Raw genomic sequence first — 21718 nt, 5'->3', positions numbered from 1 at the left:
TGCCTGTGCAGAGAGAACGCTCCTTCTTTTTTATCTCTGGTTTCGTGCTCCGACACTCTTTTTCTTCGGCTTTTCCCGGGGCAGGTACAGCGAGAACGTGCTTCCCTTTCCCAGAACGCTCTCCACCTTTACATAGCCGCCCTGGTGCTGGGCGATCTGCCGGGTCAGGTAGAGCCCGATGCCCACCCCATCCTGCTGATACGCCCCGGAGGCACGGCAGAAACGGCCAAAGATTTCAGCCTGTTCCTGTTCCGGGATGCCGGGACCGGTATCTGAGACCTGGATCGCGGAAAAGAGCTCGTAGTTCTGAACCTCCACCCGTATGGAGCCGCCGGACGGGGTGTACTTGACGGCGTTGTCCAACAGGTTGCACAGAGCCTCCTCCGTCCACTTCGCGTCAAAAACCGCCTGGCCCTCCCCCTGAACCACGGTAAGGGAAACTTCCTTGTCCCAAGCCTTGGGAGCATACTGGGCCGCCGCCCGGGCAACCACCGGCCCCAGTTCATCGTTTTGGGGGTGGAGTACCAGGATGCCCGTCTCCAGTCGGGACGCCTTTACCAGCGCCTCGATCAGGTTCTGGAGCTTCTCTGCCTGGACCGAGATGGCCTTGGCGCAGTCCTTTCCCTGCGGGGTGAGGGGCTGCTCCTCCAGCAGCTGAGCATACAGTTGCAAGTTGGCTACCGGAGTTTTGGTCTGGTGGGAAATATCGGAGATCAGAGCACTGATCTGATCTTTCTGTTCCTGCAAATTCCTGGCTGACAGGTCACTGGCCGCCAGATACCGCCCAAGACGGCACTCCAGCGCGGACAGACGGCTCTCGTCAAAGTTGGTCTCAGAGAACCGTCCCTCCATGGCGTCGGTGAGCATCTCATCCAGCCGCTTGATGGTACACTCGGTGCGCCATCGGCTCAGCAGAGCTGCCGCCAGCAAAATCAGCAATACGGCTCCCGCTGCAACATATCCATTCATCGTTCTGCCTCCCCGGTGTCCCCAGTGGGCACACCCCGTTATACCACGCCCGGTCCTTCCGCCGGGCTGTTTTTTCAACGAGTATAGTATGCCAAGGTCTGTGCCGGCGGTCAAGCTCTATTTCCCCGCGTTTCTGCTGTCCGGATTTCCACGTCTCGTTCCGCGCAGTATAATGAACATCAGAAAATCATCTTTCTTCCTGTGACAAACCGGCCCGCCGGCGCGTTATATAAGTGAGATCTCAAAATGAGGAAAGGAGCGCAGAACATGGAAGAGATTCTGCGGCTGTTCCATCAATATAAAGATGCCGTCTACCGGCTGGCCCTGTCCTTGACCGGTTCCGCTGCGGATGCGGAGGACGTAACTCAGACGGTATTTCTCAAGCTGATGGAAAAACAGTCGGAGCTGGTGCCGGGAAAGGAGCGGGCCTGGCTGCTCCAGGTGACGGCCAACGAATGCCGCAGCCTGCACCGCAGGCTTTGCCGGCGTTCCACCGTCTCCCTGGATGAGGCGTTGGCGGTAGCTGCACCGGAATATACCCCTCTGCTGACCCATGTGATGAAGCAGAGGCCCACAGACCGGGCGGTACTCTATCTTTTTTATTACGAAGGGTTCTCCACCGAAGAAATCGGCCAGATGCTGCACACCAGCCAGAGCGCAGTAACCACCCGTCTGCATCGGGCCAGGAAGAACCTGAAGGCAACTTTGGAACAGGAGGGATACTATGAAACAGGACTATAATCGGGCCATGGATCAGCTCCATCTCCCCCCTCAGGCAGAGCAGCGGATTTTAACGGCCCTGGAATCCCGGGCAAAGCAGCCGAAAAAGCGAAACTGGCGGATTGGGGCCGCACTGGCCGCCGCGGCGGTACTCATGACCGGAAGTGCCTTTGCTGTGGCCTACCGCTCCGGCGTACTGGAGGCATTCTTCCACGGCGACACCAGCCAGGTGGAGCCCTATGTCCAGACCGCCGTAGGCAGCGCGGAAAATCAGGACTACCGGCTGACGGTGGACAGCGCTGTGTGTGACAGCCAAACTCTCTATGCGGTCATCACCGTGGAGGGGCTGAACGACCAGGCCGTGGAGGACCTGAAAAGCAATCAAGTCATTGCCGAGAGCCACCGTGAGGTTTGGGGCCAGGAGATGGTGGATTCTTTGATGGCCAATGGCTCCGCCGGTCCGGACACCTTCTGGGCAGCCTTTGCGGACAGTGGAACCAACGTTTCCGGTATCCAATACCAGGGACTCACCGCCCCATCGGATACCAGCCGTTCCTGGCAGGTGAAGATCTCCCTCATGGATGCCGACCACAAGATGGGCACCGGCCCGGTTCTTTTCTGGTTGGGCTTTATGGGCAAAGAATACGCGGTCGAGATCCCCACGGACACAGCCATGGAGACCATCCAGCTCACCATTGACCGGGATGTACAGCCGGAATATCCGGGTGGGCTGACGGTATTTGTCCAGTCCCTGGAGCTCTCACCCACTAGTATCGCCTATGTAGGGACCTACTGGGATGAGCAGCGAGATGCCGATAATCCTGCCGCAATCTTCTTCCGCATGAAGGATGGACAAATCTTGACCCGGATGCAACTGGGCTATACCTTTTTGGACCATGCCAGCCGCATCAAGGACCTTGCCGATCCATTGTACCGAGTACATTACCAGACCGACACCCCGGTGGACGTGGACCAAGTGGCTTCCATCATCTTGGGCGATGTGGAGTTCCCCCTGGACGGCTCTGCCCCCTCCCCTGCCGATGTGCCCGAAAATCTCTATCCCTTCACCTGTACTGAAATCATTCCGGGGGAAAACCATCTCTTCCGCTTCCCGGTGGAAGAGCTGTGCCAAAAGCTGGGGGCGGACTATCGATGGGACGAATCTACGCAAACTGCCACCGCTACCTACCGCGGAGTTACTCTCACCATGACGGTGGGAGAGAGCTGCTACCAGGTAAACGGCGAGACGGTGGAGCTAAGCTATGAAGTTCGCTCAGACCCAATTTCCCCAGACTCGGACTATAAAGTTTATCCCCAGTATATCTCCCTGGAGGACGGCGTGCTTACCGTGCCGGTCAATGTACTGGATCATTGGTCTTTGGATTACCCACCCTTGAAAGATACTAACGGCAATCTGGCCGGCATGATGCTGGTAATTCCGTAACCTGCCCAAGAGTGGATAGAATTTTCTCTTTCCCGGCATACTAAGGCCGAGGTGATACCATGGATCAAACAACCCATCAGATGGAGTCCTTTGGAGCTCTGCTGCGGCAGTACCCCCAGTCTTCCCGCTTCTATGACAGCTGCACTCCCCAACAACGCCAGGCCATCCTGGATCAGCTGTCCCAGCTGACCTCCCACGCCCAGATTCAGGGCTTTGTGGAGCACTTGCCCAGCGCCGCACTATAAAAACACATCCGGCCGCCTGTATCGAGGCGGCCGGATGTTTATTATATACCAGAAGACCACCCGCCCAGCGGGTGGTCTTCTTTTGAATTCCGGATGCACACCGGTTTAAGCGGGCTCTCCCAGCAGCTGGTCCAGCTTTCCCCAGTCCAGCCCACCGGACACATGGTAATAGTACGCACGGTTCTCCCAGAAGGGCACCACCTTGATGTAGTCGTCCCACAGTATCACGGACAGGATATCCTCCGGGGCATCGTACAGCAGGACGATCTGCTCCCCCGTTTGCCCATAGAAATCGTCGCCGCCATCCACTATTTCCGACAGAGGCAGAGAGGTCAGGTAGTCGGTCAGGGCCCCCTCATCCCGGCACTCCAGTTCCTCCCGGAACCTGCCGTTCTCATCCCGCCGGACCTGCCGCAGGGAAACCTCATGAACCATCCCACGATAGATGGCGCTCTCCCCTGTGCCCGCCTCGTAGGCCAAGCTGATCTGCCCAAAGGAGACAAACAGCAGGATAAAGGCCACTCCCACCAGCAGAGCGCCAGAGATCTTTTTGCCCGGCTTGACAATGCTCTTGAGCCGGTAGCGCAGGGCCGAGGCCGAGGCGGACAGACAGGTGGTAAAGCCCCGACCGTCTCCTGCGGTACGCAGGATAAGTTCGGCGTACTGCCGCCGCTCCCCCTCCCCCAGACTGCTCAGCACCGTCTCGTCGCAGCTGAGCTCCAGGTCTTCCGAGCTTCGCCCCATGGCCAGCCACATGAAGGGGTTAAACCAGCACATGGCAATGCAAAATGTAACAAAGAACTTGTTCCAGGCATCCTCCCGGCCAATATGCACCAGTTCGTGGCGGAAGATGAGCTTCAGCTCCTCCGGGGTGTAGTGCCGTTGGGGCAGCACCACCCGCACGCTTTTGAAAAACAGGCCGATGGTAATGGGCGTGGAGGCCTGAGGTGAGGTCACCAGGCGAAACTTGGGCTTTTTCTCCCGCGCCCGGTCTACTTCCGCCTGCCACACCGCCAGCACCGCCGGGTCAGACACCTCCTCCGCCCCCCCGGAGCAGCCACCGGCGGAACCGGAGATGGGAGAAAATCTTCCATCCCAGCACCACCAGCGCGCCCGCCAGCCATACCGCTGCCAACCTCTCCACCAACCCCTGGGGCAGGGAGATCACCCACTTGGGCGGAGTTATCATGCTGGAGTTCATGGCCAAGTAGAGGTAGTTTGGCGTGAGCCACAGCAGAGCGCAGCTTCCCGCCCGGAGATACCGGCGCAGGAGGGGCTGGGCCAGTAACAGCAGGATAAAATATAGACTTATGTGGAGAAAGGCCACCAAGATCCAGGTGATAACGCCCCAGCTCACCTCATCCCATCCGCGCCATCCGCTCACTATCAGCGAGCCCACCAGGAGGGTAGTCATATAGCCCGACATCAGCCACCCGTTCAGGTAGGGCCGATACCGCGGTCCTTTCCCCTCCGGATCTTCAGCTTCCTCTGGACGGGAAAAGGTCATCCAGGCAAAGGTCCCGCCCAAGATGAACGCAATCATAATGCGCAACATATTCACAGCACCCCCTTCTCCAAGCGGTATGTGAGATTCATAACCGGTCTCCTTCAGCCGTTGGCCATCCCGCCTTGCTACCAGTTAAACAGCCCGTCCAGCTTCTCCCAGTCCAGTCCGCCGGACACGTAATAATCCTGTTCCTTCAGGTCCTTTTCCCAGGACGGCATCACTCTTACATAGTTCTCCCACAAAATCACGCCCAGGGTGCCCTGGGAGGTATTGTAGGTCAGGGAAAGCTGCTCCTCCTCGCTGTCACAGTCATAGGTTCCCACTGCCTGATACAGGGTCAAGGAAGATAAATAGTCTGTCAGCGCCTCCTCGTCCCGGCATTGGATCACCTTACGTGCTTCTTCTTTGGTTTGCGTCACTTTGGCCAAAGAGATGCTCTCGGCCTCGTTCTGATAAATGTATGCTTCCCCTGTGCCCATACCGTAGGCAAGACCCACCTGACCGCAGGTGAGAAATAGCAGAGACGCTACAACCCCCACAAACAGGGCGCCGACATGCTTTCGGGCCGGGCGGACAACATTTTTCAGCCGGTAACGCAAGGCAGAGGCCGAAGCCGACAAGCAGGTGGTAAAGCCCCGCCCGTCTCCCGCCGTGCGCAGGATGAGATCGGCGTACCACCGCCGCTCTCCCTCATTCAGAGATACCACCACCGCCTCGTCACAGCTAAGCTCCAGATCCTCCGAGCTTTTCTTCATGGCCAGCCACATGAGGGGGTTAAACCAGCACAGAGCGGTGCAGAACACCAGAAAGAATTTGCTCCAGGCATCCCTGCGTCCAATATGCACCAGTTCGTGGCGGAAAATGAGCTTCAGCTCCTCCGGGGTATAGTGCCGCCGGGGCAGTACCATCCGCACACTTTTGGAAAACAGGCCGATGGTCATAGGCGTGGTCACCTGGGGGGAAGTCACCAGAATATACTCCGACTCCTTCTCCCCCACCTGAAGCAATTCTCCTTGCCATGCGGCCAGCACCTCCGGATCGGTGACCTTCTCTGCCCCTTGGAGCAGCCACCGGCGGAAACGCAGATGGGACAGGATCTTCCAGCCCAGTACACCAACCACACCCGCCAGCCAAATCAGGGCCACTCCCTGGATAAACTTGATCGGCAAGGGAATGATCCATCGGGGGTGCGCAAGGAGTGCCTGATTAAATACCCCCATATAAAGGTAATTGGGCACGATCCACAGTATGGCGCAGGTCTCTGCCCGGAAATACCGGCGCAGCAGAGGCAGAGTCAGGGCCAGCAGGAGAAAATATAAGCTGATTTGAAGAAATATCACTGACAGCCAACCAAATACACGAAACGAAGCGCTCCAATCTCCCGCCAGTCCCGTAAACAAAGACAAAGACAGCAAGAATACGATGATCATTGGGAGATTCCATCCCCCGTTTCTGGGGGTGTCCCGAACCCAGTCCCGCCGCACGCCCTTTCGCGCATAGGCAAGTACATCCAGGCCAGTAACTACGCCAATACACAGAGCCATCAGCACAATCCACATGCGGTCGCTCATAGCGTCCCCCTCTCCAGCAGGTCCCGCAGCTCGTCCAACTCCTCCCGGGTCAGGCCGCTGTCACACAGGGCCGCCGCGAAGGCGGAGAGACTGCCTCCGCACAGCTGGTCCAGAAACCGCCGGCTCTGGCCCGCCAGGTAGCTTTCCCGCGTGATGAGCGGGAAGTACCGGCTGCTGCGGCCCTCCTTCTCGATCTTCACAAACTTCTTGTCTGCAAGCCGGGTGAGCACCGTAAGCAGGGTAGTCAGCGCCATGGGGTGGCTCTCCTTCAGCTGCTGCTGGAGCTCCCCGCTGGTTACCGGCGGCTCCAGGTCCCACAGGGCCTGCATCACCGCCAGCTCCCCATCGGGCAATCTGCGCGTGGTATCCATGGTCACGCCTCCTTTCTACATTTGTAGAATCTAATTGTATTCTACGCTTGTAGAATGAACTTGTCAAGAGAAAACCCCCGGCTTTTTTCAAAGCCGGGGGTTGCTGTCTGTGTTTGGTTACGCTCTGGGGTGTGCCTTGTGGTACACGTCCTTGAGCTTCTGGCTGACCAGCCGGGAGTAGATCTGGGTGGAGGAGATATCCGCGTGGCCCAGCATTTCCTGGATGGAGCGCAGATCCGCACCGTTCTCCAGCAGGTGGGCGGCAAAGGAGTGGCGCAGCGTATGGGGAGTAATGTCCTTCTGGATCCCCGCCTTCTCCTGGTAGTGCTTGATGAGCTTCCAGAAGCCCTGACGGCTCATCCGCTCACCGCTCATGTTGACAAACAGAGCGGTCTCCTCCGGCGATTCCACCAGCTGAGGCCGGACCTGAGTTATGTAGTCGCTGAGCGCCCGGATCGCGGTGTGGTACAGGGGGATGATTCGCTCCCGCCCCTTGCTTTCGCAGTGGAGCACCCCGGCGGGCAGATTCAGGTCGTCCACATCCAGGGCGATGAGCTCGCTGACCCGGATTCCGGTGGCATAGAGCAGCTCCAGCATAGCCCGGTCCCGGAAGCCCTTCAGGTCGGAACAGTCGGGCTGCTCCAGAAACAGTTCCACTTCCTTGCCGGTGAGGATCTGAGGCAGTTTGCGCTCTACCTTGGCGGCCACCACATCCTTGGCCGGATTGCGGTCCATGATCCCCAAGGCAATCATGCAGTTATAAAAGGACTTGATGGAGGCAATCGACCGGGTTACGGTGGCGGCGGACTTTCCCTTCCGGGTCAAGCCGTCCACGTAGAGCTCCACATCCTGGACCGCCAGTTCCGTCAGCTCCAGGTCCTGCTCCGCCATGGCCGTCTCAAACTGGTGCATGTCCCGCAGATAGGAACTCACCGTGTTGGCCGACGCCTTTTTCTCCGTGGTCAAATACTCCTCAAACAGGTGCAGCAGTTCAGACACAAGCACAACTCCCTCTCAAACGCGTTCAATTCTCAAACAACACACTACAACACAAGCTTGGCCGCCGCGCTTAAAAGCACCGGCGCGGCCAGATACTCCAGCATCACACACACCATCATTGCCGCAGCCCACAGCCCCAGTCTCCCCCAGTAAGCGGAGGTAAAGGGCAATGGTTCCCGGCTCTCCAACAGCAGGCGCCGCAGCAGTACCCAGGCGCCGTTCAGACACTGCCCTCCCGTCAGGAACAGGATAGGAGCCCAGAAGAACGCCGGCAGGCCAAACAGGAACAGCGCCGGTACCAGCCCCGCAGCGCCAAACACCCGGCACAGCCCCGACACAGAGAACGCCAGCAAAAACCCCCGCACGCCGAACAGCAACGGGATACCTGCTGCGCCCAGAGCAGTAAGGCCCAACAAAATGACTGCTATTAACAGACGAAACTGCTCCCAGGCTACCGACCAGAACTCCACTGTCACACCGCCCTCCCGGGCCAGGGTGAAATAGGTGCTGAGATAGTCGGCCAATTCCTGGGCGCTGGTCTCACTCATCAGTCCCCCAAAAACGGCGCCCAGAGCCCCGCCCAAAAGAAAACAGGCGCTCAATGCGGCCAGGGGAACCAGGGGCCGTGGAAAATCAACGATCATGTCCCGTCGCTTCATGGCTGTCACCTCTCTGGTTTCAGCCTATGAGCGGGCCAAAAAAAATAGACTGCGCGTCCCGCGTTTGCGGCCATTTCTTTCCTTATTCTTAATATATCCCTCACAGAGGATTCACGCAAGTGTTTTTCCGCATTTTCTCAAAAAATGTCGTTTTCGCAACATTTTTATGTAAACTGCGTTATGTCTACTTTGGAAATTAAATTTTTTCGACGGAGGCCGTTGTCGCAGACCTCCGCCGAAATTTTGGGGCTTTATTCCGCTTTTCGAGCTGAAAAGCTTGTGATTACAAGGTTTTTCCGATTATTGGCAGTCGCCGCACTGATTACAGTTGGTATAATTACCGTTTGTATTTCCATTTTCACCCATGCCTACAGTGATGGCCTTCATGGCAATGGCGCACTCCAGACGCTTACGCTCCATTTCACAGGCCACTTCATTGGACTGGCTTATGTCACCGTTGACCAACAGGTTGGAAGCGGAGCAGCCGCCGCTGCAGTAGAACCGGGCCCAGCACTCCCGGCAGGCGGGACGGGTATAGATGTTCTGGTCGGCAAACTTGCCGGAGATCTCCATGTTGAAGGAGCCGTCATACACGCTGCCCATGCGGTACTCCTCCTTCCCCACAAACTGGTGACAGGGGTAGATGTCTCCGTCGGGGGTGATGGCAACATATTCACAGCCCGCACCGCAGCCGCGCAACCGCTTGATAACACAGGGGCCCTGCTTGAGATCCACGTTAAAGTGGAAGAAGTTCACGTCCTTACGGCCCATGAGCTCCCCAGCCAGCTTCTCATACTCCGCCTTCACCTGAGGCAGATCCTCCTCCTTAATGGCGAAGGGATCGTCCAGGGGACCGCTGGCAGGTTCCACCGACACGCTGCGGAAGCCCAGAGAGGCCAGGTGCTTGACATCCTCGCCAAAGTCCAGATTCTCCCGGGTAAAGGTGCCACGGGCGTAGTAGTCCTTGGTGCCCCGGCCGGCCACCAGCTTCTGGAACTTGGGCACGATGACCTCATAGCTTCCTTTTCCGTTGACGGTGGGACGCATGTGGTCGTTGACGCCGGGACGGCCGTCCAGAGAGAGGACCACGTTGGACATCTCCCGGTTGATGTACTCGATGTTCTCGTCGTTCAGGAGCACGCCGTTGGTGGTGATGGTGAAGCGGAACACCTTGTCGTGCTCCTTCTCCAGGGACCGGGCGTACTCTACGGTCTTCTTCACGGTGTCCATGGCCATGAGAGGCTCACCGCCGAAGAAGTCCACCTCGATGTTGCGCCGCTTGCCGGACTTGGCCACCACCCAGTCGATGGCACGCTTGGCGGTCTCAAAGTCCATGATCTTCCGGCCGGTGCCGAAGTCGCCGGTGGAGGCAAAGCAGTACTTACACCGCAGGTTGCAGTCGTGGGACACATGCAGGCACAGAGCCTTCACCACCGCCTGCCGGGGCAGCGCCATGGCCTTGTCCGCATCAATGTAGTCGTCGCTGGAGAACAGCAGGCCCTGCTCCTGCAGGCCGCGCAGCTCCTCCCACAGCTCGTCCAGCTCCTGGGGTTCATACTGAGACAGCTGATCCTTCAGCTCCTGGGGACACTTCTCCCCCATGGGCCCCTCTACCTTGGAGAGCAGGTCGTAGCCCATACGGTCCAGCACATGGACCGCGCCGCTGTTTACATCCGCCGCCAGGTATTGGCCCAGGGCGGTAAAGGTATGTACCATGATCCAAAATCCTTTCTATGGCCGCCCCTCCCATCCTCACGGGGCTCAGGGCATAAAAAGGGGCAGGCCAAACGCCTGCCCCTTTCAGGCCGCTTTTTATATTACTGGTTCTCGCACTTCTGGTTGGCCACAGTGCAGGAAGTCTTGCAGGCGGACTGGCAAGAGGTCTGGCACTCGCCGCAGCCGCCCTTGGCAGCGCTGGCCTTCAGAGTAGCGCCATTGAGAGTCTGAATGTGTTTCATTGGAATCTCCTCCTAAATCTTATAGGTTTGAAGACATTATACCATACCTTGAATCACATTTCAATCTATCTTTTCCGTTTTTTCCTGGGCCGTCCTCCCAGCACTCCGGCAATGGCCCCGCCGCAGCAGCATGCAACCAGAATAGGCACCCCGCCGTTGGACAGGGACGCCTCCTCGTAGAGGAGAAATCCCGCCGTCAGCAGCAGCAAGAACAGGATGACTCCCACCCCCAGGCCAGCCAGCAGTGTGCCCCGCTCCAGGCGGCGCACAGCCAACAAGCCGCCGGTCAGGCTGCTCACCACACAGATGGCCAGCACGCCCCGGCCCATCAGCTTCTCCCCTACCACGCCGCCGGACACCAGCAGTGCGCACACCAGCAATCCCAGTGCCGCCGTTGCCGCCGCCAGAGCACCGCCTTTGAGCAGGCGACACATGGTGCTCAGCCATACCGCCATGGGATCCTCCCGCTTCTTTTCCCGTTTTCCAGCCATAGTAAAACCCTCCCCGCGTTCTTCCTTGGTGGAAGACTATGCGGGGAGGGTCAGCTTTATGCTATGGTGAGTACTCAGCGGGTAGCCTGAGTGCTCTGGCCGTTCTTGGTGGAGACGGCCCACTTGGTGATCTCGATGCGCACGCGGTCAGCGCCGGTCTCGAACACGATGGTGTTCTCCTTCACCGCGCACACGGTGCCGGTCATACCGCCGATGGTGGTGATCTCATCGCCCACCGCCAGGGAGTTGCGCAGGTTCTCGGCTTCCTTCTTCCGCTTATTCTCGGGGCGGATCATAAAGAAGTAAAGCAGGGCGAACATGAGCACCAGCATTACAATCCAACTGTAGTCCATATTGTTCCCTCCAAAATCTTGCTCTTCCAAGCAGGTTCGCTTGACGCGTTATGTGTCATTATAGCGGATTTGCCCTGGGTTGACAAGTCCTTTTCCCAATTTTGCCCGGTTTTTTTACCCCTCCTGGCAGGGACGGTCCAGCATACCGGAGTAAGTGGCCCGGAACTCTTCAAAGGTGCCGTTGTCCAGGCTGTCCCGGATGCGCTGCATGAGCTCATTATAGAAGTGCAGATTGTGCAGCACCGCCAGGCGCATGGCCAGCATCTCCCCCGCCGTCACCAGATGGCGCAGGTAGGCCCGGGAGAAGTGCTGGCAGGCAGGACAGGTGCAGGTCTCGTCAATGGGGCGGGTGTCCAGCTTGTACTTCTCGTTTTTGATGTTGATGGTACCCTTCCAGGTGTAGAGCTTACCGTGGCGGGCGTTGCGGGCGGGCATGACGCAGTCGAAGAAGTCCACACCCCGGGCCACCGCCTCGATAATATTCGAGGGTGTGCCCACGCCCATGAGGTAGCGGGGCTTGTCCTTCGGCATGTGGGGCTCCACAGCGTCAATGATGTCGTACATCACCTGGGTGGGCTCTCCCACCGCCAAGCCGCCGATGGCGTAGCCGTCGCAGTCCAACTTGGCGATATCCTCCATGTGCTGGATACGCAGGTCGGGGTAGGTGCCTCCCTGGTTGATGCCGAAGAGCATCTGCCCGGGATTGACGCAGTCAGGCTGCTCATTGAGCCGCTTGTGCTCGATGACGCACCGCTCCAGCCACCGGGTGGTGCGGGCAATGGAGCGCTCCACGTACTCCCGGGGAGCGGGGTTCTCAATGCACTCGTCAAAGGCCATAGCGATGTCGCTGCCCAGGTTGGACTGGATCTGCATGGACTCCTCAGGGCCCATGAAAATCTTCCGCCCGTCGATGTGGGAGGAGAAATGGACGCCCTCCTCCTTGATCTTCCGCAGAGAGGCCAGGGAAAACACCTGGAAGCCGCCGCTGTCGGTGAGCATAGGGCCGTCCCAGTCCATAAACTTGTGAAGTCCCCCCAGCTCCTTGACCACCTTATCGCCGGGGCGCAGGTGGAGATGATAGGTGTTGGACAGCTCGATCTGACAGCCGATGTCCTTCAGGTCGTGGGCAGATACCGCCCCCTTGATGGCCCCCTGGGTGCCTACGTTCATGAACACCGGGGTCTGGGCCGTGCCGTGAGGGCAGGTAAACACGCCCCGGCGGGCGCGGCCCTCCTGCTTGATTATTTCAAACACAAAAAAACTCCTTTATTTATGAGATAAACATGGCATCGCCGAAGGAGAAGAAACGGTAGCGCTCCCGCACCGCCTCCTCATAGGCCGCCAGCACGTGCTCCCTGCCTGCCAGAGCGGATACCAGCATGATGAGGGTGGACTCAGGCAGATGGAAGTTGGTGATAAGGGCATCCAGCACCTTGAAGCGGTAGCCCGGATAGATGAAGATGTTGGTCCAGCCGGAACGCTCGGTCATGGTGCCGTCCTCGGCGGCAAAGGACTCGATGGTACGGCAGGAGGTGGTACCCACACAGATGACCCGACCGCCGTTTTTCTTCGTCTCATTGATGACGTCCGCCGTCTCCTGGGAGATCATACAGTACTCCGAATGCATCTCGTGGTCCTGGATGTCCTCCGCCTTGACCGGACGGAAGGTTCCAAGGCCCACATGGAGGGTAACGTAGCACACCTTGACACCCATCTCCTGGACTTTTTCCAGCAGTTCCGGGGTAAAATGGAGCCCGGCAGTGGGGGCAGCGGCGGAGCCTACCACTTTGGAGTAGACCGTCTGATACCGCTCGTTGTCCTGAAGCTCGGCCTTGATGTAGGGCGGCAGAGGCATCTTGCCCAGCCGTTCCAGAATTTCAAGGAAAATGCCCTCGTAGTGGAAGCGAACCAGGCGCTTGCCGTCGTCCAGTTCCTTTTCGATGGTGGCGGTGAGCTCGGTACCGTCGCCGAAGATCACCTGGGCGCCAGGTTTCAGCTTACGGCCAGGGCGCACCAGGCACTCCCAGCACTTGTCCCCCTTGTCTACCAGCAGCAGCACCTCGCACACACCGCCGGTAGGACGGTGGCCGATGAGCCGGGCGGGAATAACCCGGGAGTTGTTGAGCACCAGACAGTCCCCCGGGCGGAGGAACTGGGGCAGCTCATAGAAATGGTGGTGCTCCACTGCCCCGGTATGCTTGTCCAGGGTGAGAAGCCGGGAGGCATCCCGCCGCTCCAGAGGGGTCTGGGCGATGAGCTCCTCGGGCAGGTAAAAGTCAAAATCTGAGGTCTTCAATTTGGTATTCGCCTTTCTCTCTAAAATATTCTTATCCCACGGTGGTGCCGGGGAAATAGAAGGTAATGATCTCGTCGTAAGTAAAGCCTCGCTTGGCCATGGCGTAGGCGCCCCACTGGCTCATGCCGATCTGGTGGCCGTTGCCGCTGCCCTCAAAGACGTAGCTGCTGCCGGTAACATGGACCACGTTGCCCTCTGTCACGCTGGAGCCGCCGCCGGAGGACGAGGTGACCGAGTCCACGCTGCCGCTGCCAGAGATGGCATACAGATCCTCCCGGTCGGTCTTGCCCACCGTGCCGCTGCCGCTGATGACGTAGTAGCTGTCCTGCTCGGGCAGAGACCCGGAGCCATTCACCGGCAGGGAACCGTCAGAGGTCCCTCCACTTCCGCTGCCAGAACTGTTAACCTGGAAGCGGATGGAGCTGATGCCGAAGGTACTGCGCATGTTGGTGGGCTTGAAGGTGTTGCTCTGCCCGTTGGCATAGTTCACCTTGACGGCGATCACGTTGCCCAGATCGGAGTAGGTGAGATCCAGGGAAGCCACCGAAGTGCCGGTACCATACCCCTTGGATTGCAGGCGCTGGGTCAGGGTCGATGTGGTGTAGGACACCGTCCAGGAGGAGTACGGATTCATGGAGGCGGTGTCGGCCTCATAGGGGTCCTTCACACCGCACAGATAGGGGTAGGTGCTCAGAGAAGATCCCCACACATTATACACACTCTCGCTGGCTCCGCCGTGGCTGGCAGAGTAGAAGGTCTCGATCACCTTGCCGTTGTACTTGGCATACACCCCGGCGGTCTCCTCTACCGCCCGGGCGGCGTTGGAGTTATAGGTACTTCCGCCGCCATAGCCGTAGTAGACCTGGCAGTCAGTGCCGTTGCAGATGTCAAAATGGTAGTTGCTGTGGTGGTTGAGGGAGTTGTAGGCATAGCTGCGGGCACACACAGCCTGGGCTTTCAGCGCCTCCAGAGGCCAGCTGTCGCTCATCTCATAGGGCACAACTCCAATAAGGTAGTCCTCCATGTCCACGATGTTCACCACGGTGAGATTTCCCCCGTTTACCCGCTCATAGCGGAACCCGCCGGGGTAGCGGTAACCCTTGAACCAGGTGCGGGTCTCCCCTGCTCCGGTGACGTCGGGCATGATACCAAGGGCTGTGGAAGAGCCGCCGTCAAACTGGAACAGGATCTTCGCCTTGCCGGTCTGGGTCACGTTGACGGCATAGGAGCTGGTGCCCACCACGGTGCCGCCCAGACTGCTGGCCCGGCTTTCGGCCTCCGCCTTGGTCTCATAGGCGCCCACACGAACCTGATACGCTCCGTCGATCCAGGCCACAAAGCCGTCGGAGTAGTCCGACGCTTCGGAATAGGCGGCATTGTAGCTGTTATAGGATCCCGGCATCTGTACATGGTAGCAGCCAATCAGCTCTCCCCCATTGTCAGAGGTGGAGTAGCTGGTGCCGCTGACCCAGATATTCTGAGCCTTGACCATGGTCAGCTTGGTAACGCTGGAGCTGGTGCGGCCCAGCTCCACAAAGTCCAGATCGCTGTCGTAATATCCAAAACGGTACCCGGAGCCGTAGCCGGTGTTATTCTCCAGGTTGGCGCTGACCAGGGCGCTACTGCCGTAGGCCAGCCCCACCCGCAGGGTGAGTTCATCGTTCCGGGCGGCCCGGGCAGGGGCCGCCATAGGCACCGCCACGGCCACAGCCAGAACCACTGCGGCAAGTTGCATAAATATTCTTTTCATGGTAAACCCCATTTCTCTAATTCTTCCCATGCGCTCCCTTGACACCTACCAGGAAAGATGGTAGGATAAATTCAAATTCTGCAAGATAGAGGCGCGGCTGACATGAGTAAGCGTGGCTAGGGAGCCGGTTCCCGTCTGAGCCATGTCCAAAGGGAAGGCCGCCGAAGGGTCCCTTCTGCCGGAGGAAGGGGGCTCTGGTCGCTTGGTTAACAGCCCTGTGACTGTCATCTGGGCGGGCTGCCCAGGTGGAGCGCTGTCTGCTTTTGTGAATATTTTGCCGGCTGCGGTGCGTCCAAACCACAGTCGTCATTATAGTACAAAATCAGCCGCTTGAAAAGCCGCTGATTTATTTTTTTACCCGGGCCAATATCTGGGCAGGATCAATTCATTTATCTTACGCGCGGGACATAGAATACCCTGTGCTGTTGTGGAGGTAGAATGCTATGAAAAAGTATAAAGTAGGTATCATCGGCGGAACCGGCATGGTAGGCCAGCGGTTTGTCACCCTGATGGAGAACCATCCCTGGTTCCAGCTCACTGCCATCGCCGCCTCTCCCCGCTCTGCCGGTCAGCGCTACGAGGACGCCGTAGCCAACCGCTGGGCCATGAAGACCCCCATCCCCGCCGAGGCCAAGGACATCGTGGTGATGGACGCCGCCGCTGATGTAGAGAAGATCGCCGGCATGGTGGACTTCGTGTTCTGCGCCGTGGATATGAAGAAGGACGAGATCCGCGCCCTGGAGGAACGCTACGCCAAGGCCGAGTGCCCCGTGGTGTCCAACAACTCCGCCCACCGCTGGACCGACGACGTGCCCATGGTGGTGCCCGAGATGAACCCCCAGCACCTGGAGGTCATCGCTTCTCAGCGTCAGCGTCTAGGCACCAAGCGCGGCTTCATTGCTGTAAAGTCCAACTGCTCCATCCAGTCCTACGCCCCCGCCCTGCATCCCCTGCTGAAGTATGGCATCGACAAGGTGCTGGTGTGCACCTACCAGGCTATCTCCGGCGCCGGCAAGACCTTTGAGCGCTGGCCCGAGATGGTGGATAACCTGATCCCCTACATCGGCGGCGAGGAAGAGAAGAGCGAGCAGGAGCCCCTGAAGGTGTGGGGCAAGGTGGAAGGCGGCAAGATCGTTAAGGCCGAGGGTCCCGCCATCACCGCTCAGTGCCTGCGCGTGCCCGTGTCCGACGGCCACACCGCCGCCGTGTTTGTCTCCTTCAAGGAGGGCTGCAAGCCCACCATCGAGCAGATCAAGGCCGACTGGGCCGCCTTCCAGGGCCGCGCTCAGGAGTTGCAGCTCCCCTCCGCCCCCAAGCAGTTCCTGCACTACTTCGAGGAGCCCGACCGTCCCCAGGCCAAGCTGGACCGGGAACTGGAGGGCGGCATGGCCGTCTCCCTGGGCCGTCTGCGTGAGGACACCCAGTACGACTATAAGTTCGTGGGTCTGAGCCACAACACCCTGCGCGGCGCTGCCGGCGGTGCGGTCCTTCTGGCCGAGCTGCTGTGCGCCGAGGGCTATATGGATCGCTGAGAAACTGTCTTAATCCGGAGGGGAGAGGTCCTCTCCCCTCCCTTCTTATATTTTAACCAGAAAGGGTTGTGATTTTATGAGGACTCCCGTATTCACCGGCTCCTGCGTCGCCATCGCCACCCCCTTCGACGCCAACGGGACCATCAACTACGACGCTTTCGGACGCCTCATTGAGGCCCAGATCGCCGGCGGCGTAGACGCTATCTGTGTCTGCGGCACCACCGGTGAGTCGGCCACGATGACCATCCGAGAGCATATTGCTGCGGTGGACTACTGCGTGGAAAAGGTCAACCACCGGGTGAAGGTCATCGCCGGCGCGGGTTCCAACGACACCTCCGCCGCCGTCTACCTCTCCCTCCACGCCCAGGATTCCGGCGCTGACGCTCTGCTCCACGTCACTCCCTATTATAATAAGTGTACCCAGGCCGGTCTGGTCAAGCACTATGAGTACATCGCCGACCGGGTGGAACTGCCCATCATCCTCTACAACGTACCCAGCCGTACCGGCGTGTCCTTCACTGCCGAGTCCTACAAGATTCTCTCCGAGAATCCCAAGATCAACGGCGTCAAGGAGGCCAGCGGCAACTTCTCCCTTCTGGCCCACACCCGCCACATCTGCCCCGACGACTTCTACGTCTGGTCGGGTAACGACGATCAGGTGGTACCCATGATGGCTCTGGGCGCCAAGGGCGTTATTTCCGTAGTGTCCAACATCGCCCCCGAATTGATGGTGAAGATGAGCCATCTGTGCCTGGAGAACGACTTCGAGGCCGCCTCCAAGCTGCAGATCGAGTACATGGACCTCATTGACGCCCTGTTCTGTGAGGTCAACCCCATCCCCGTCAAGGAAGCCCTGAACATGATGGGTATGGAGGCCGGCCCGGTGCGTCTGCCCCTGTGCGAGATGGCCGAGAAGAACAAGGCTGTGCTGAAGGCCGCCATGGAGCGGGCCGGATTGCTGAAGTAAGGAGCCCGCCATGCTGAAGATAATCATTTCCGGCTGCAACGGACATATGGGCCGGGTCGTAGAGTCCCTGTGCGCCGCCGACCCTCAGGTCGAGGTGGTCGCCGGCTTTGACGTGCTGGGCTCCAACGACGGAGAATTCCCCGTTTATTCCTCCCCCGCTCAGTTTACCGGCAAGGCAGACGCCGTTATCGACTTCTCCTCCCCCGCCGCCCTGAATGGCCTGCTGGATTTCGCCCAGGCCACCGGCACCCCCCTGGTGCTGGCTACCACCGGCTACACCCCGGAGCAGGTGGCCCAGATCGGCGCCGCTGCTCAGAAGGTACCCATCTTCCGCTCTGCCAACATGTCCCTTGGCATCAATGTGCTGCTGGAGCTGGTGAAGAAGGCCGCCTCTGTGCTGGGCGACAGCTACGACATTGAGATTGTAGAGCGGCACCACCGCCGCAAGGTGGACGCCCCTTCCGGCACCGCTCTGATGATCGCCGACGCCGCCGCCAGCAGCTGCGGCCACGAGACTGAGTACGTCTTTGAGCGTCACAGCGTCCGCCACCCCCGGGATAAGAAAGAGATCGGCATCTCCGCTGTCCGTGGCGGCACCATCGTTGGCGAGCACGAGATCATCTTTGCCGGCCATGACGAGATCATGGAGATCAAGCACACCGCCCTGTCCCGGGATATCTTCGCCCAGGGCGCGGTGGAAGCGGCTAAGTTTATGGCTACGGTTCAGGCGCCTGGTCTGTATGACATGAGCCATCTTGTGAAGTAATTTTCCTTTACGATTATTGAACGGTCATGGTTTTCCCATGGCCGTTCTTCTATTATACTATTTATAAGGAGGGTTCCGCCCTGCGGGGCGGGTTCCTTTTTGTTTGCCCAAAAAGGAACTAAAAATGCCCTGGGGGTACTGCTCCGATGAACACCTCGCCAAAGGCGGGTGTCCATAGTCGCTGTACCCCCAGACCCCCAATTACAGGGAGATGCCCTCCTGTTTTTATAGCAGTAACCTTCCGGCGGCAAAAACCATGACCGTCTCCCCTTCTTGCCTCGGGCCTTAGGCCCTATATGCGCAAAATCGAAAGGACACTGCGCTGCACAAACACCGCCTAGTGCAACGGAGCCAGGGCAGCGTATAGGCGAGGGACTGACTCTTCACTATACACCTACCTTGCCTACGTGCGAGAGGCAAAGCGAAGCTTTGCAGAAAGCTTTTTTGCCTACTTTTTTCTCGAAAAAAGTAGGTAAACGGGGCGTCGGTTGGCAAACGGGCTATTCTCTGGTATGCTGTGTGAGACGGACAAATTTCATTACCTGGAGGAAACCTATATGGACTATGAAAAAATCGGTGCTCTAATCCGAAGCCTTCGCACCCAGCAGGGCCTGACTCAGCGGGAACTGGCCCAGCGGCTGACGGTGAGTGACAAGGCGGTGTCCAAGTGGGAGCGCGGCCAGGGCTGTCCGGACGTCTCCCTGCTCCCCAGCCTGGCCCAAACTCTGGGCGTGGAGGTGGAGGGTCTGCTGGCCGGGGAGCTCTTGGAAAATGAACAAATCGGAGGAACCATGAAAAACCTGAACTTTTATGTCTGCCCCACCTGCGGCAACATCCTCACCTCTGCCGTGGGCGCGGCTGTCACCTGCTGCGGCAAGAAGCTCGCCCCTCTGGAGGCCGTGAAAGCACCCGAGGAAGAGCGCCTCAATGTAGAGCTTATCGAGAACGACTACTTCGTCTCCTCCTCCCACCCCATGACCAAGGAGCACTACGTCTCCTTCGTCGCCCTGGTAACAGGAGATACCCTGATCCTGCGGCGGCTCTACCCGGAGTGGGACCTGCAGACCCGCCTGCCCCGAATCGGCCACGGGAAGCTCTTTTGGTACTGCGTCCAGCACGGCCTTTACTACCAGCTGGTGTAACCGGCCTAAGTGTGGTATACTAAGAAAACCACATCATTTGTAAGGAGTTTTTCTATGGCAGACCAGTTTTCCCGCACCCGCCTTTTGGTTGGAGACGAACCTCTCGCCCGTCTGGCCGCCGCCAAAGTAGCGGTGTTTGGCGTAGGCGGTGTTGGCGGATTTTGTGTTGAGGCTCTAGCACGCGCAGGCGTAGGCACTTTACACCTATATGACGACGACACCGTGTCTGAGAGCAACTTAAACCGCCAGATTGTCGCCCTCCACTCCACCATCGGCCAGCCCAAAGCAGAGGTAATGGCCCGGCGGGTACTGGACATCAACCCCGCTTGTCAGGTGGAAGTATTTCGCATGTTTTACCTGCCGGAAAACGCCGATCAGGTGGATCTGAGCCAGTATGACTACGTGGTGGATTGCATCGATACCGTAGCGGCTAAGCTGGATTTAGTGGAAAGGTGTACCACTTTACAAGTTCCAATTCTCAGTGCAATGGGCTCGGGTAACAAGCTGGATCCCACAGCCTTCCGTGTCACCGACCTGAGCAAAACACAGGGCTGTCCCCTGGCCCGGGTCATGCGCAAGGAGCTGCGGAAACGGGGCATCACTCACCTGAAGGTGGTCTACTCTACGGAGGAACCCCTCACTCCTCTCCAGCCCGCCGAGGAGGAAGCTTCCGCCGGAACAGACACCCGGCCTCGCTCCACCGCCCGCCGGGCCACCCCCGGCTCCATTTCCTTCGTCCCCGCTGCCGCCGGACTGGTGGCGGCCAGCGCGGTCATCCGGGATCTGGGCGGATTTTGAGCCAAAATTTTTTGATAAAAAAGAGTGCTGCAGCCGAAAAGCCGCAGCACTCTTTTTTATAGAAGCTGAATGAAATTCCACATCAGCTTACATCCGTAGAAAATAATAATTATACCGCACACAACATTGATTATCCGCAGCGTTTTGGCGTTGAAGCGGTCACTGAACAAAGAAATAGCAAGGGTGATGCCCGTGAACCAGAGACAGGATGCAATTCCCACGCCGGAAATAAACGGGATGGACTGTTGGGCAGGCAGGGTCACATGAAATGCCGATGTAGATCACAATGAGGCTTCCTACACACAGGATCACCATCTGCAGCCATTGGTAACGCTCCATCACCGCGCCGATTCCAAAGAAGCAGGCAAAGGCCAGCGTCACATCAAAGAAAATGACGATCCAAGCAGTAAGCAAGGCACGGCGGCGTGTGTTGGTCAACGCGGAGTTTATCACAAACAAATTCTGCAGACCAATGGGAGCCACATAGGCAAGCCCCATGGTCAATCCCTGAAAAAAATATCCCATTGTTGTTCCCGCCTATCGTTTTATATGGAAAGGGCCGAGGCTTTACCCCGGCCCGAATTCTTATGGTTCTTACATCTGAACCCGGTGATAGACCTTCTTGCCCTTGCGGACCATGATGCCATCGCCGGACAGGTCGTCGGCGGTGTAGCGGGTATTTACGTCGGACACCTTCTCATCGTTGACGGTAACGCCGCCCTGCTCCACCAGACGGCGAGCCTCCTTCTTGGAGGGGGCCAGCTTGCAGGTGACCATCATGTCCAGGATGCCAATGGAACCGTCGGTGAGGTTTTCAGCGGTCAAGGTGGTGGTGGGCACGTTGCTCATGTCGCCGCCGCCCACAAATAGGGCCTTGGCCGCGTCCTGAGCCTTCTTGGCCTCCTCTTCCCCGTGGACCAGCTTGGTGAGCTCAAAGGCCAAGATCTCCTTGGCGGTGTTGAGCTGGCTGCCCTCCCACTTGTCCATCTCGTCGATCTGCTCCAGAGGCAGGAAGGTGAGCATACGCAGGCACTTGAGCACGTCCTGGTCGCCCACGTTGCGCCAGTACTGGTAGAACTCGTAAGGAGAGGTCTTGTTGGGATCCAGCCACACGGCGCCCTTGGCAGTCTTGCCCATCTTCTTGCCCTCGGAGTTGAGCAGCAGAGTGATGGTCATCGCG

Annotated in this window: 25 protein-coding genes and 1 riboswitch; of the genes, 8 read left to right on the top strand and 17 right to left on the bottom strand. The window is 58.6% G+C overall.

The genetic code is table 11. The features are described from left to right. Positions 1–30: 30 nt before the first annotated feature. A complete protein-coding gene (locus tag ACLTXB_RS13140; RefSeq protein ID WP_428227318.1) occupies positions 31–969 on the bottom strand; it encodes a sensor histidine kinase in 939 nt (312 codons plus the stop codon). A 267-nt stretch (positions 970–1236) separates the two neighbouring features. Here ACLTXB_RS13140 and ACLTXB_RS13135 point away from each other — a divergent pair, with 267 nt between their 5' ends. From ACLTXB_RS13135 to ACLTXB_RS13125, 3 genes are read left to right on the top strand one after another with little or no spacing between them, the layout of a single operon-like run. Then, positions 1237–1710 (top strand): RNA polymerase sigma factor, encoded by a 474-nt coding sequence (locus ACLTXB_RS13135; RefSeq protein WP_428227317.1) that lies wholly within the window; start codon positions 1237–1239, stop codon positions 1708–1710. Next, positions 1694–3133, top strand: coding sequence for a stalk domain-containing protein (locus tag ACLTXB_RS13130; RefSeq protein WP_428227316.1), 1440 nt, complete (start codon positions 1694–1696; stop codon positions 3131–3133). The genes ACLTXB_RS13135 and ACLTXB_RS13130 overlap by 17 nt, the downstream gene beginning before the upstream one ends. 59 nt (positions 3134–3192) lie before the next feature. Then, positions 3193–3378, top strand: coding sequence for a hypothetical protein (locus ACLTXB_RS13125; RefSeq protein WP_428227315.1), 186 nt, complete (start codon positions 3193–3195; stop codon positions 3376–3378). A 105-nt stretch (positions 3379–3483) separates the two neighbouring features. Here ACLTXB_RS13125 and ACLTXB_RS13120 read toward each other — a convergent pair whose 3' ends face one another. From ACLTXB_RS13120 to ACLTXB_RS13060, 13 genes are all read right to left on the bottom strand, one after another. Beyond that, positions 3484–4413, bottom strand: coding sequence for a M56 family metallopeptidase (locus tag ACLTXB_RS13120; protein ID WP_428227314.1), 930 nt, complete (start codon positions 4411–4413; stop codon positions 3484–3486). Continuing rightward, positions 4406–4933, bottom strand: coding sequence for a hypothetical protein (locus ACLTXB_RS13115; RefSeq protein ID WP_428227313.1), 528 nt, complete (start codon positions 4931–4933; stop codon positions 4406–4408). Before ACLTXB_RS13115 ends, ACLTXB_RS13120 begins: the two co-directional genes overlap by 8 nt. Positions 4934–5010: 77 nt before the next feature. After that, positions 5011–6456, bottom strand: a complete 1446-nt coding sequence (locus ACLTXB_RS13110; RefSeq protein WP_428227312.1) for a M56 family metallopeptidase — start codon at positions 6454–6456, stop codon at positions 5011–5013. Next, positions 6453–6827 (bottom strand): BlaI/MecI/CopY family transcriptional regulator, encoded by a 375-nt coding sequence (locus ACLTXB_RS13105; protein WP_428227311.1) that lies wholly within the window; start codon positions 6825–6827, stop codon positions 6453–6455. The genes ACLTXB_RS13110 and ACLTXB_RS13105 overlap by 4 nt, the downstream gene beginning before the upstream one ends. Before the next feature lie 117 nt (positions 6828–6944). Then, positions 6945–7826, bottom strand: coding sequence for a site-specific tyrosine recombinase XerD (xerD, locus tag ACLTXB_RS13100; protein WP_020989667.1), 882 nt, complete (start codon positions 7824–7826; stop codon positions 6945–6947). Positions 7827–7870: 44 nt separating this feature from the next. Further along, the gene (locus ACLTXB_RS13095) at positions 7871–8485 is read right to left on the bottom strand and encodes a hypothetical protein (RefSeq protein WP_428227310.1); all 615 of its coding nucleotides are present in this window, start codon (positions 8483–8485) and stop codon (positions 7871–7873) included. A 300-nt stretch (positions 8486–8785) separates the two neighbouring features. Then, positions 8786–10201, bottom strand: a complete 1416-nt coding sequence (gene scfB, locus ACLTXB_RS13090) for a thioether cross-link-forming SCIFF peptide maturase (RefSeq protein WP_428227309.1) — start codon at positions 10199–10201, stop codon at positions 8786–8788. A gap of 101 nt (positions 10202–10302) precedes the next feature. Beyond that, the gene (gene scfA, locus ACLTXB_RS13085; protein WP_008980862.1) at positions 10303–10443 is read right to left on the bottom strand and encodes a six-cysteine ranthipeptide SCIFF; all 141 of its coding nucleotides are present in this window, start codon (positions 10441–10443) and stop codon (positions 10303–10305) included. A gap of 65 nt (positions 10444–10508) precedes the next feature. Further along, a complete protein-coding gene (locus ACLTXB_RS13080) occupies positions 10509–10934 on the bottom strand; it encodes a TIGR04086 family membrane protein (RefSeq protein ID WP_428227308.1) in 426 nt (141 codons plus the stop codon). Positions 10935–11008: 74 nt separating this feature from the next. Continuing rightward, positions 11009–11287: a preprotein translocase subunit YajC gene (yajC, locus tag ACLTXB_RS13075; protein ID WP_020989669.1), complete on the bottom strand. Its 279-nt coding sequence runs from the start codon at positions 11285–11287 to the stop codon at positions 11009–11011. A gap of 114 nt (positions 11288–11401) precedes the next feature. Beyond that, complete coding sequence (gene tgt, locus ACLTXB_RS13070) at positions 11402–12541, bottom strand: tRNA guanosine(34) transglycosylase Tgt (RefSeq protein WP_428227307.1); 1140 nt, start codon at positions 12539–12541, stop codon at positions 11402–11404. Between the two features lie 16 nt (positions 12542–12557). Then, positions 12558–13583 carry a tRNA preQ1(34) S-adenosylmethionine ribosyltransferase-isomerase QueA gene (gene queA, locus ACLTXB_RS13065; protein WP_008980866.1) on the bottom strand — a complete coding sequence of 342 codons (1026 nt, stop codon included), beginning with the start codon at positions 13581–13583 and terminating at the stop codon, positions 12558–12560. Positions 13584–13614: 31 nt separating this feature from the next. Further along, positions 13615–15333, bottom strand: a complete 1719-nt coding sequence (locus ACLTXB_RS13060; protein WP_428227306.1) for a SpoIID/LytB domain-containing protein — start codon at positions 15331–15333, stop codon at positions 13615–13617. A gap of 78 nt (positions 15334–15411) precedes the next feature. Beyond that, positions 15412–15597, top strand: a riboswitch (Lysine riboswitch). A gap of 179 nt (positions 15598–15776) precedes the next feature. Here ACLTXB_RS13060 and asd point away from each other — a divergent pair. The 5 genes from asd (at position 15777) to ACLTXB_RS13035 (ending at position 20538) form a co-directional block, all read left to right on the top strand. Continuing rightward, on the top strand, positions 15777–16865 hold the full coding sequence (gene asd / locus ACLTXB_RS13055; RefSeq protein ID WP_428222967.1) for an aspartate-semialdehyde dehydrogenase: 1089 nt from the start codon (positions 15777–15779) through the stop codon (positions 16863–16865). 76 nt (positions 16866–16941) lie between these two features. Beyond that, positions 16942–17832 (top strand): 4-hydroxy-tetrahydrodipicolinate synthase, encoded by an 891-nt coding sequence (gene dapA / locus ACLTXB_RS13050; protein ID WP_008980869.1) that lies wholly within the window; start codon positions 16942–16944, stop codon positions 17830–17832. A 10-nt stretch (positions 17833–17842) separates the two neighbouring features. Beyond that, on the top strand, positions 17843–18598 hold the full coding sequence (gene dapB, locus ACLTXB_RS13045; RefSeq protein ID WP_428227305.1) for a 4-hydroxy-tetrahydrodipicolinate reductase: 756 nt from the start codon (positions 17843–17845) through the stop codon (positions 18596–18598). A 557-nt stretch (positions 18599–19155) separates the two neighbouring features. Then, positions 19156–19740: a helix-turn-helix domain-containing protein gene (locus tag ACLTXB_RS13040; protein ID WP_428227304.1), complete on the top strand. Its 585-nt coding sequence runs from the start codon at positions 19156–19158 to the stop codon at positions 19738–19740. Between the two features lie 54 nt (positions 19741–19794). After that, positions 19795–20538: a tRNA threonylcarbamoyladenosine dehydratase gene (locus tag ACLTXB_RS13035; RefSeq protein WP_428227303.1), complete on the top strand. Its 744-nt coding sequence runs from the start codon at positions 19795–19797 to the stop codon at positions 20536–20538. Between the two features lie 56 nt (positions 20539–20594). Here the strand turns inward: ACLTXB_RS13035 and ACLTXB_RS13030 are convergent, their stop codons facing one another. The 3 genes from ACLTXB_RS13030 to tyrS all read right to left on the bottom strand — a co-directional run. Further along, positions 20595–20759, bottom strand: a complete 165-nt coding sequence (locus ACLTXB_RS13030) for a LysE family transporter (RefSeq protein WP_428227302.1) — start codon at positions 20757–20759, stop codon at positions 20595–20597. Next, positions 20698–21063, bottom strand: a complete 366-nt coding sequence (locus tag ACLTXB_RS13025; protein ID WP_428227301.1) for a LysE/ArgO family amino acid transporter — start codon at positions 21061–21063, stop codon at positions 20698–20700. The genes ACLTXB_RS13030 and ACLTXB_RS13025 overlap by 62 nt, the downstream gene beginning before the upstream one ends. 69 nt (positions 21064–21132) lie before the next feature. Beyond that, positions 21133–21718: tyrosine--tRNA ligase (gene tyrS / locus ACLTXB_RS13020; RefSeq protein WP_428227300.1), on the bottom strand; the 586-nt coding region annotated here is incomplete at its 5' end.

Source organism: Flintibacter sp. (assembly GCF_046973065.1).
Note: the sequence above shows the minus strand (reverse complement) of the source record. Positions and strands in the feature narration are given on the sequence as shown.

Coding starts and splice junctions, on each gene's coding strand:
- ACLTXB_RS13140 (WP_428227318.1), bottom strand. CDS start 969: ATGAATGGATATGTTGCAGCGGGAGCCGTATTGCTGATTTTGCTGGCG.
- ACLTXB_RS13135 (WP_428227317.1), top strand. CDS start 1,237: ATGGAAGAGATTCTGCGGCTGTTCCATCAATATAAAGATGCCGTCTAC.
- ACLTXB_RS13130 (WP_428227316.1), top strand. CDS start 1,694: ATGAAACAGGACTATAATCGGGCCATGGATCAGCTCCATCTCCCCCCT.
- ACLTXB_RS13125 (WP_428227315.1), top strand. CDS start 3,193: ATGGATCAAACAACCCATCAGATGGAGTCCTTTGGAGCTCTGCTGCGG.
- ACLTXB_RS13115 (WP_428227313.1), bottom strand. CDS start 4,933: ATGTTGCGCATTATGATTGCGTTCATCTTGGGCGGGACCTTTGCCTGG.
- ACLTXB_RS13110 (WP_428227312.1), bottom strand. CDS start 6,456: ATGAGCGACCGCATGTGGATTGTGCTGATGGCTCTGTGTATTGGCGTA.
- ACLTXB_RS13105 (WP_428227311.1), bottom strand. CDS start 6,827: ATGGATACCACGCGCAGATTGCCCGATGGGGAGCTGGCGGTGATGCAG.
- ACLTXB_RS13095 (WP_428227310.1), bottom strand. CDS start 8,485: ATGAAGCGACGGGACATGATCGTTGATTTTCCACGGCCCCTGGTTCCC.
- scfB (WP_428227309.1), bottom strand. CDS start 10,201: ATGGTACATACCTTTACCGCCCTGGGCCAATACCTGGCGGCGGATGTA.
- scfA (WP_008980862.1), bottom strand. CDS start 10,443: ATGAAACACATTCAGACTCTCAATGGCGCTACTCTGAAGGCCAGCGCT.
- ACLTXB_RS13080 (WP_428227308.1), bottom strand. CDS start 10,934: ATGGCTGGAAAACGGGAAAAGAAGCGGGAGGATCCCATGGCGGTATGG.
- yajC (WP_020989669.1), bottom strand. CDS start 11,287: ATGGACTACAGTTGGATTGTAATGCTGGTGCTCATGTTCGCCCTGCTT.
- ACLTXB_RS13060 (WP_428227306.1), bottom strand. CDS start 15,333: ATGAAAAGAATATTTATGCAACTTGCCGCAGTGGTTCTGGCTGTGGCC.
- asd (WP_428222967.1), top strand. CDS start 15,777: ATGAAAAAGTATAAAGTAGGTATCATCGGCGGAACCGGCATGGTAGGC.
- dapA (WP_008980869.1), top strand. CDS start 16,942: ATGAGGACTCCCGTATTCACCGGCTCCTGCGTCGCCATCGCCACCCCC.
- dapB (WP_428227305.1), top strand. CDS start 17,843: ATGCTGAAGATAATCATTTCCGGCTGCAACGGACATATGGGCCGGGTC.
- ACLTXB_RS13040 (WP_428227304.1), top strand. CDS start 19,156: ATGGACTATGAAAAAATCGGTGCTCTAATCCGAAGCCTTCGCACCCAG.
- ACLTXB_RS13035 (WP_428227303.1), top strand. CDS start 19,795: ATGGCAGACCAGTTTTCCCGCACCCGCCTTTTGGTTGGAGACGAACCT.
- ACLTXB_RS13025 (WP_428227301.1), bottom strand. CDS start 21,063: ATGGGATATTTTTTTCAGGGATTGACCATGGGGCTTGCCTATGTGGCT.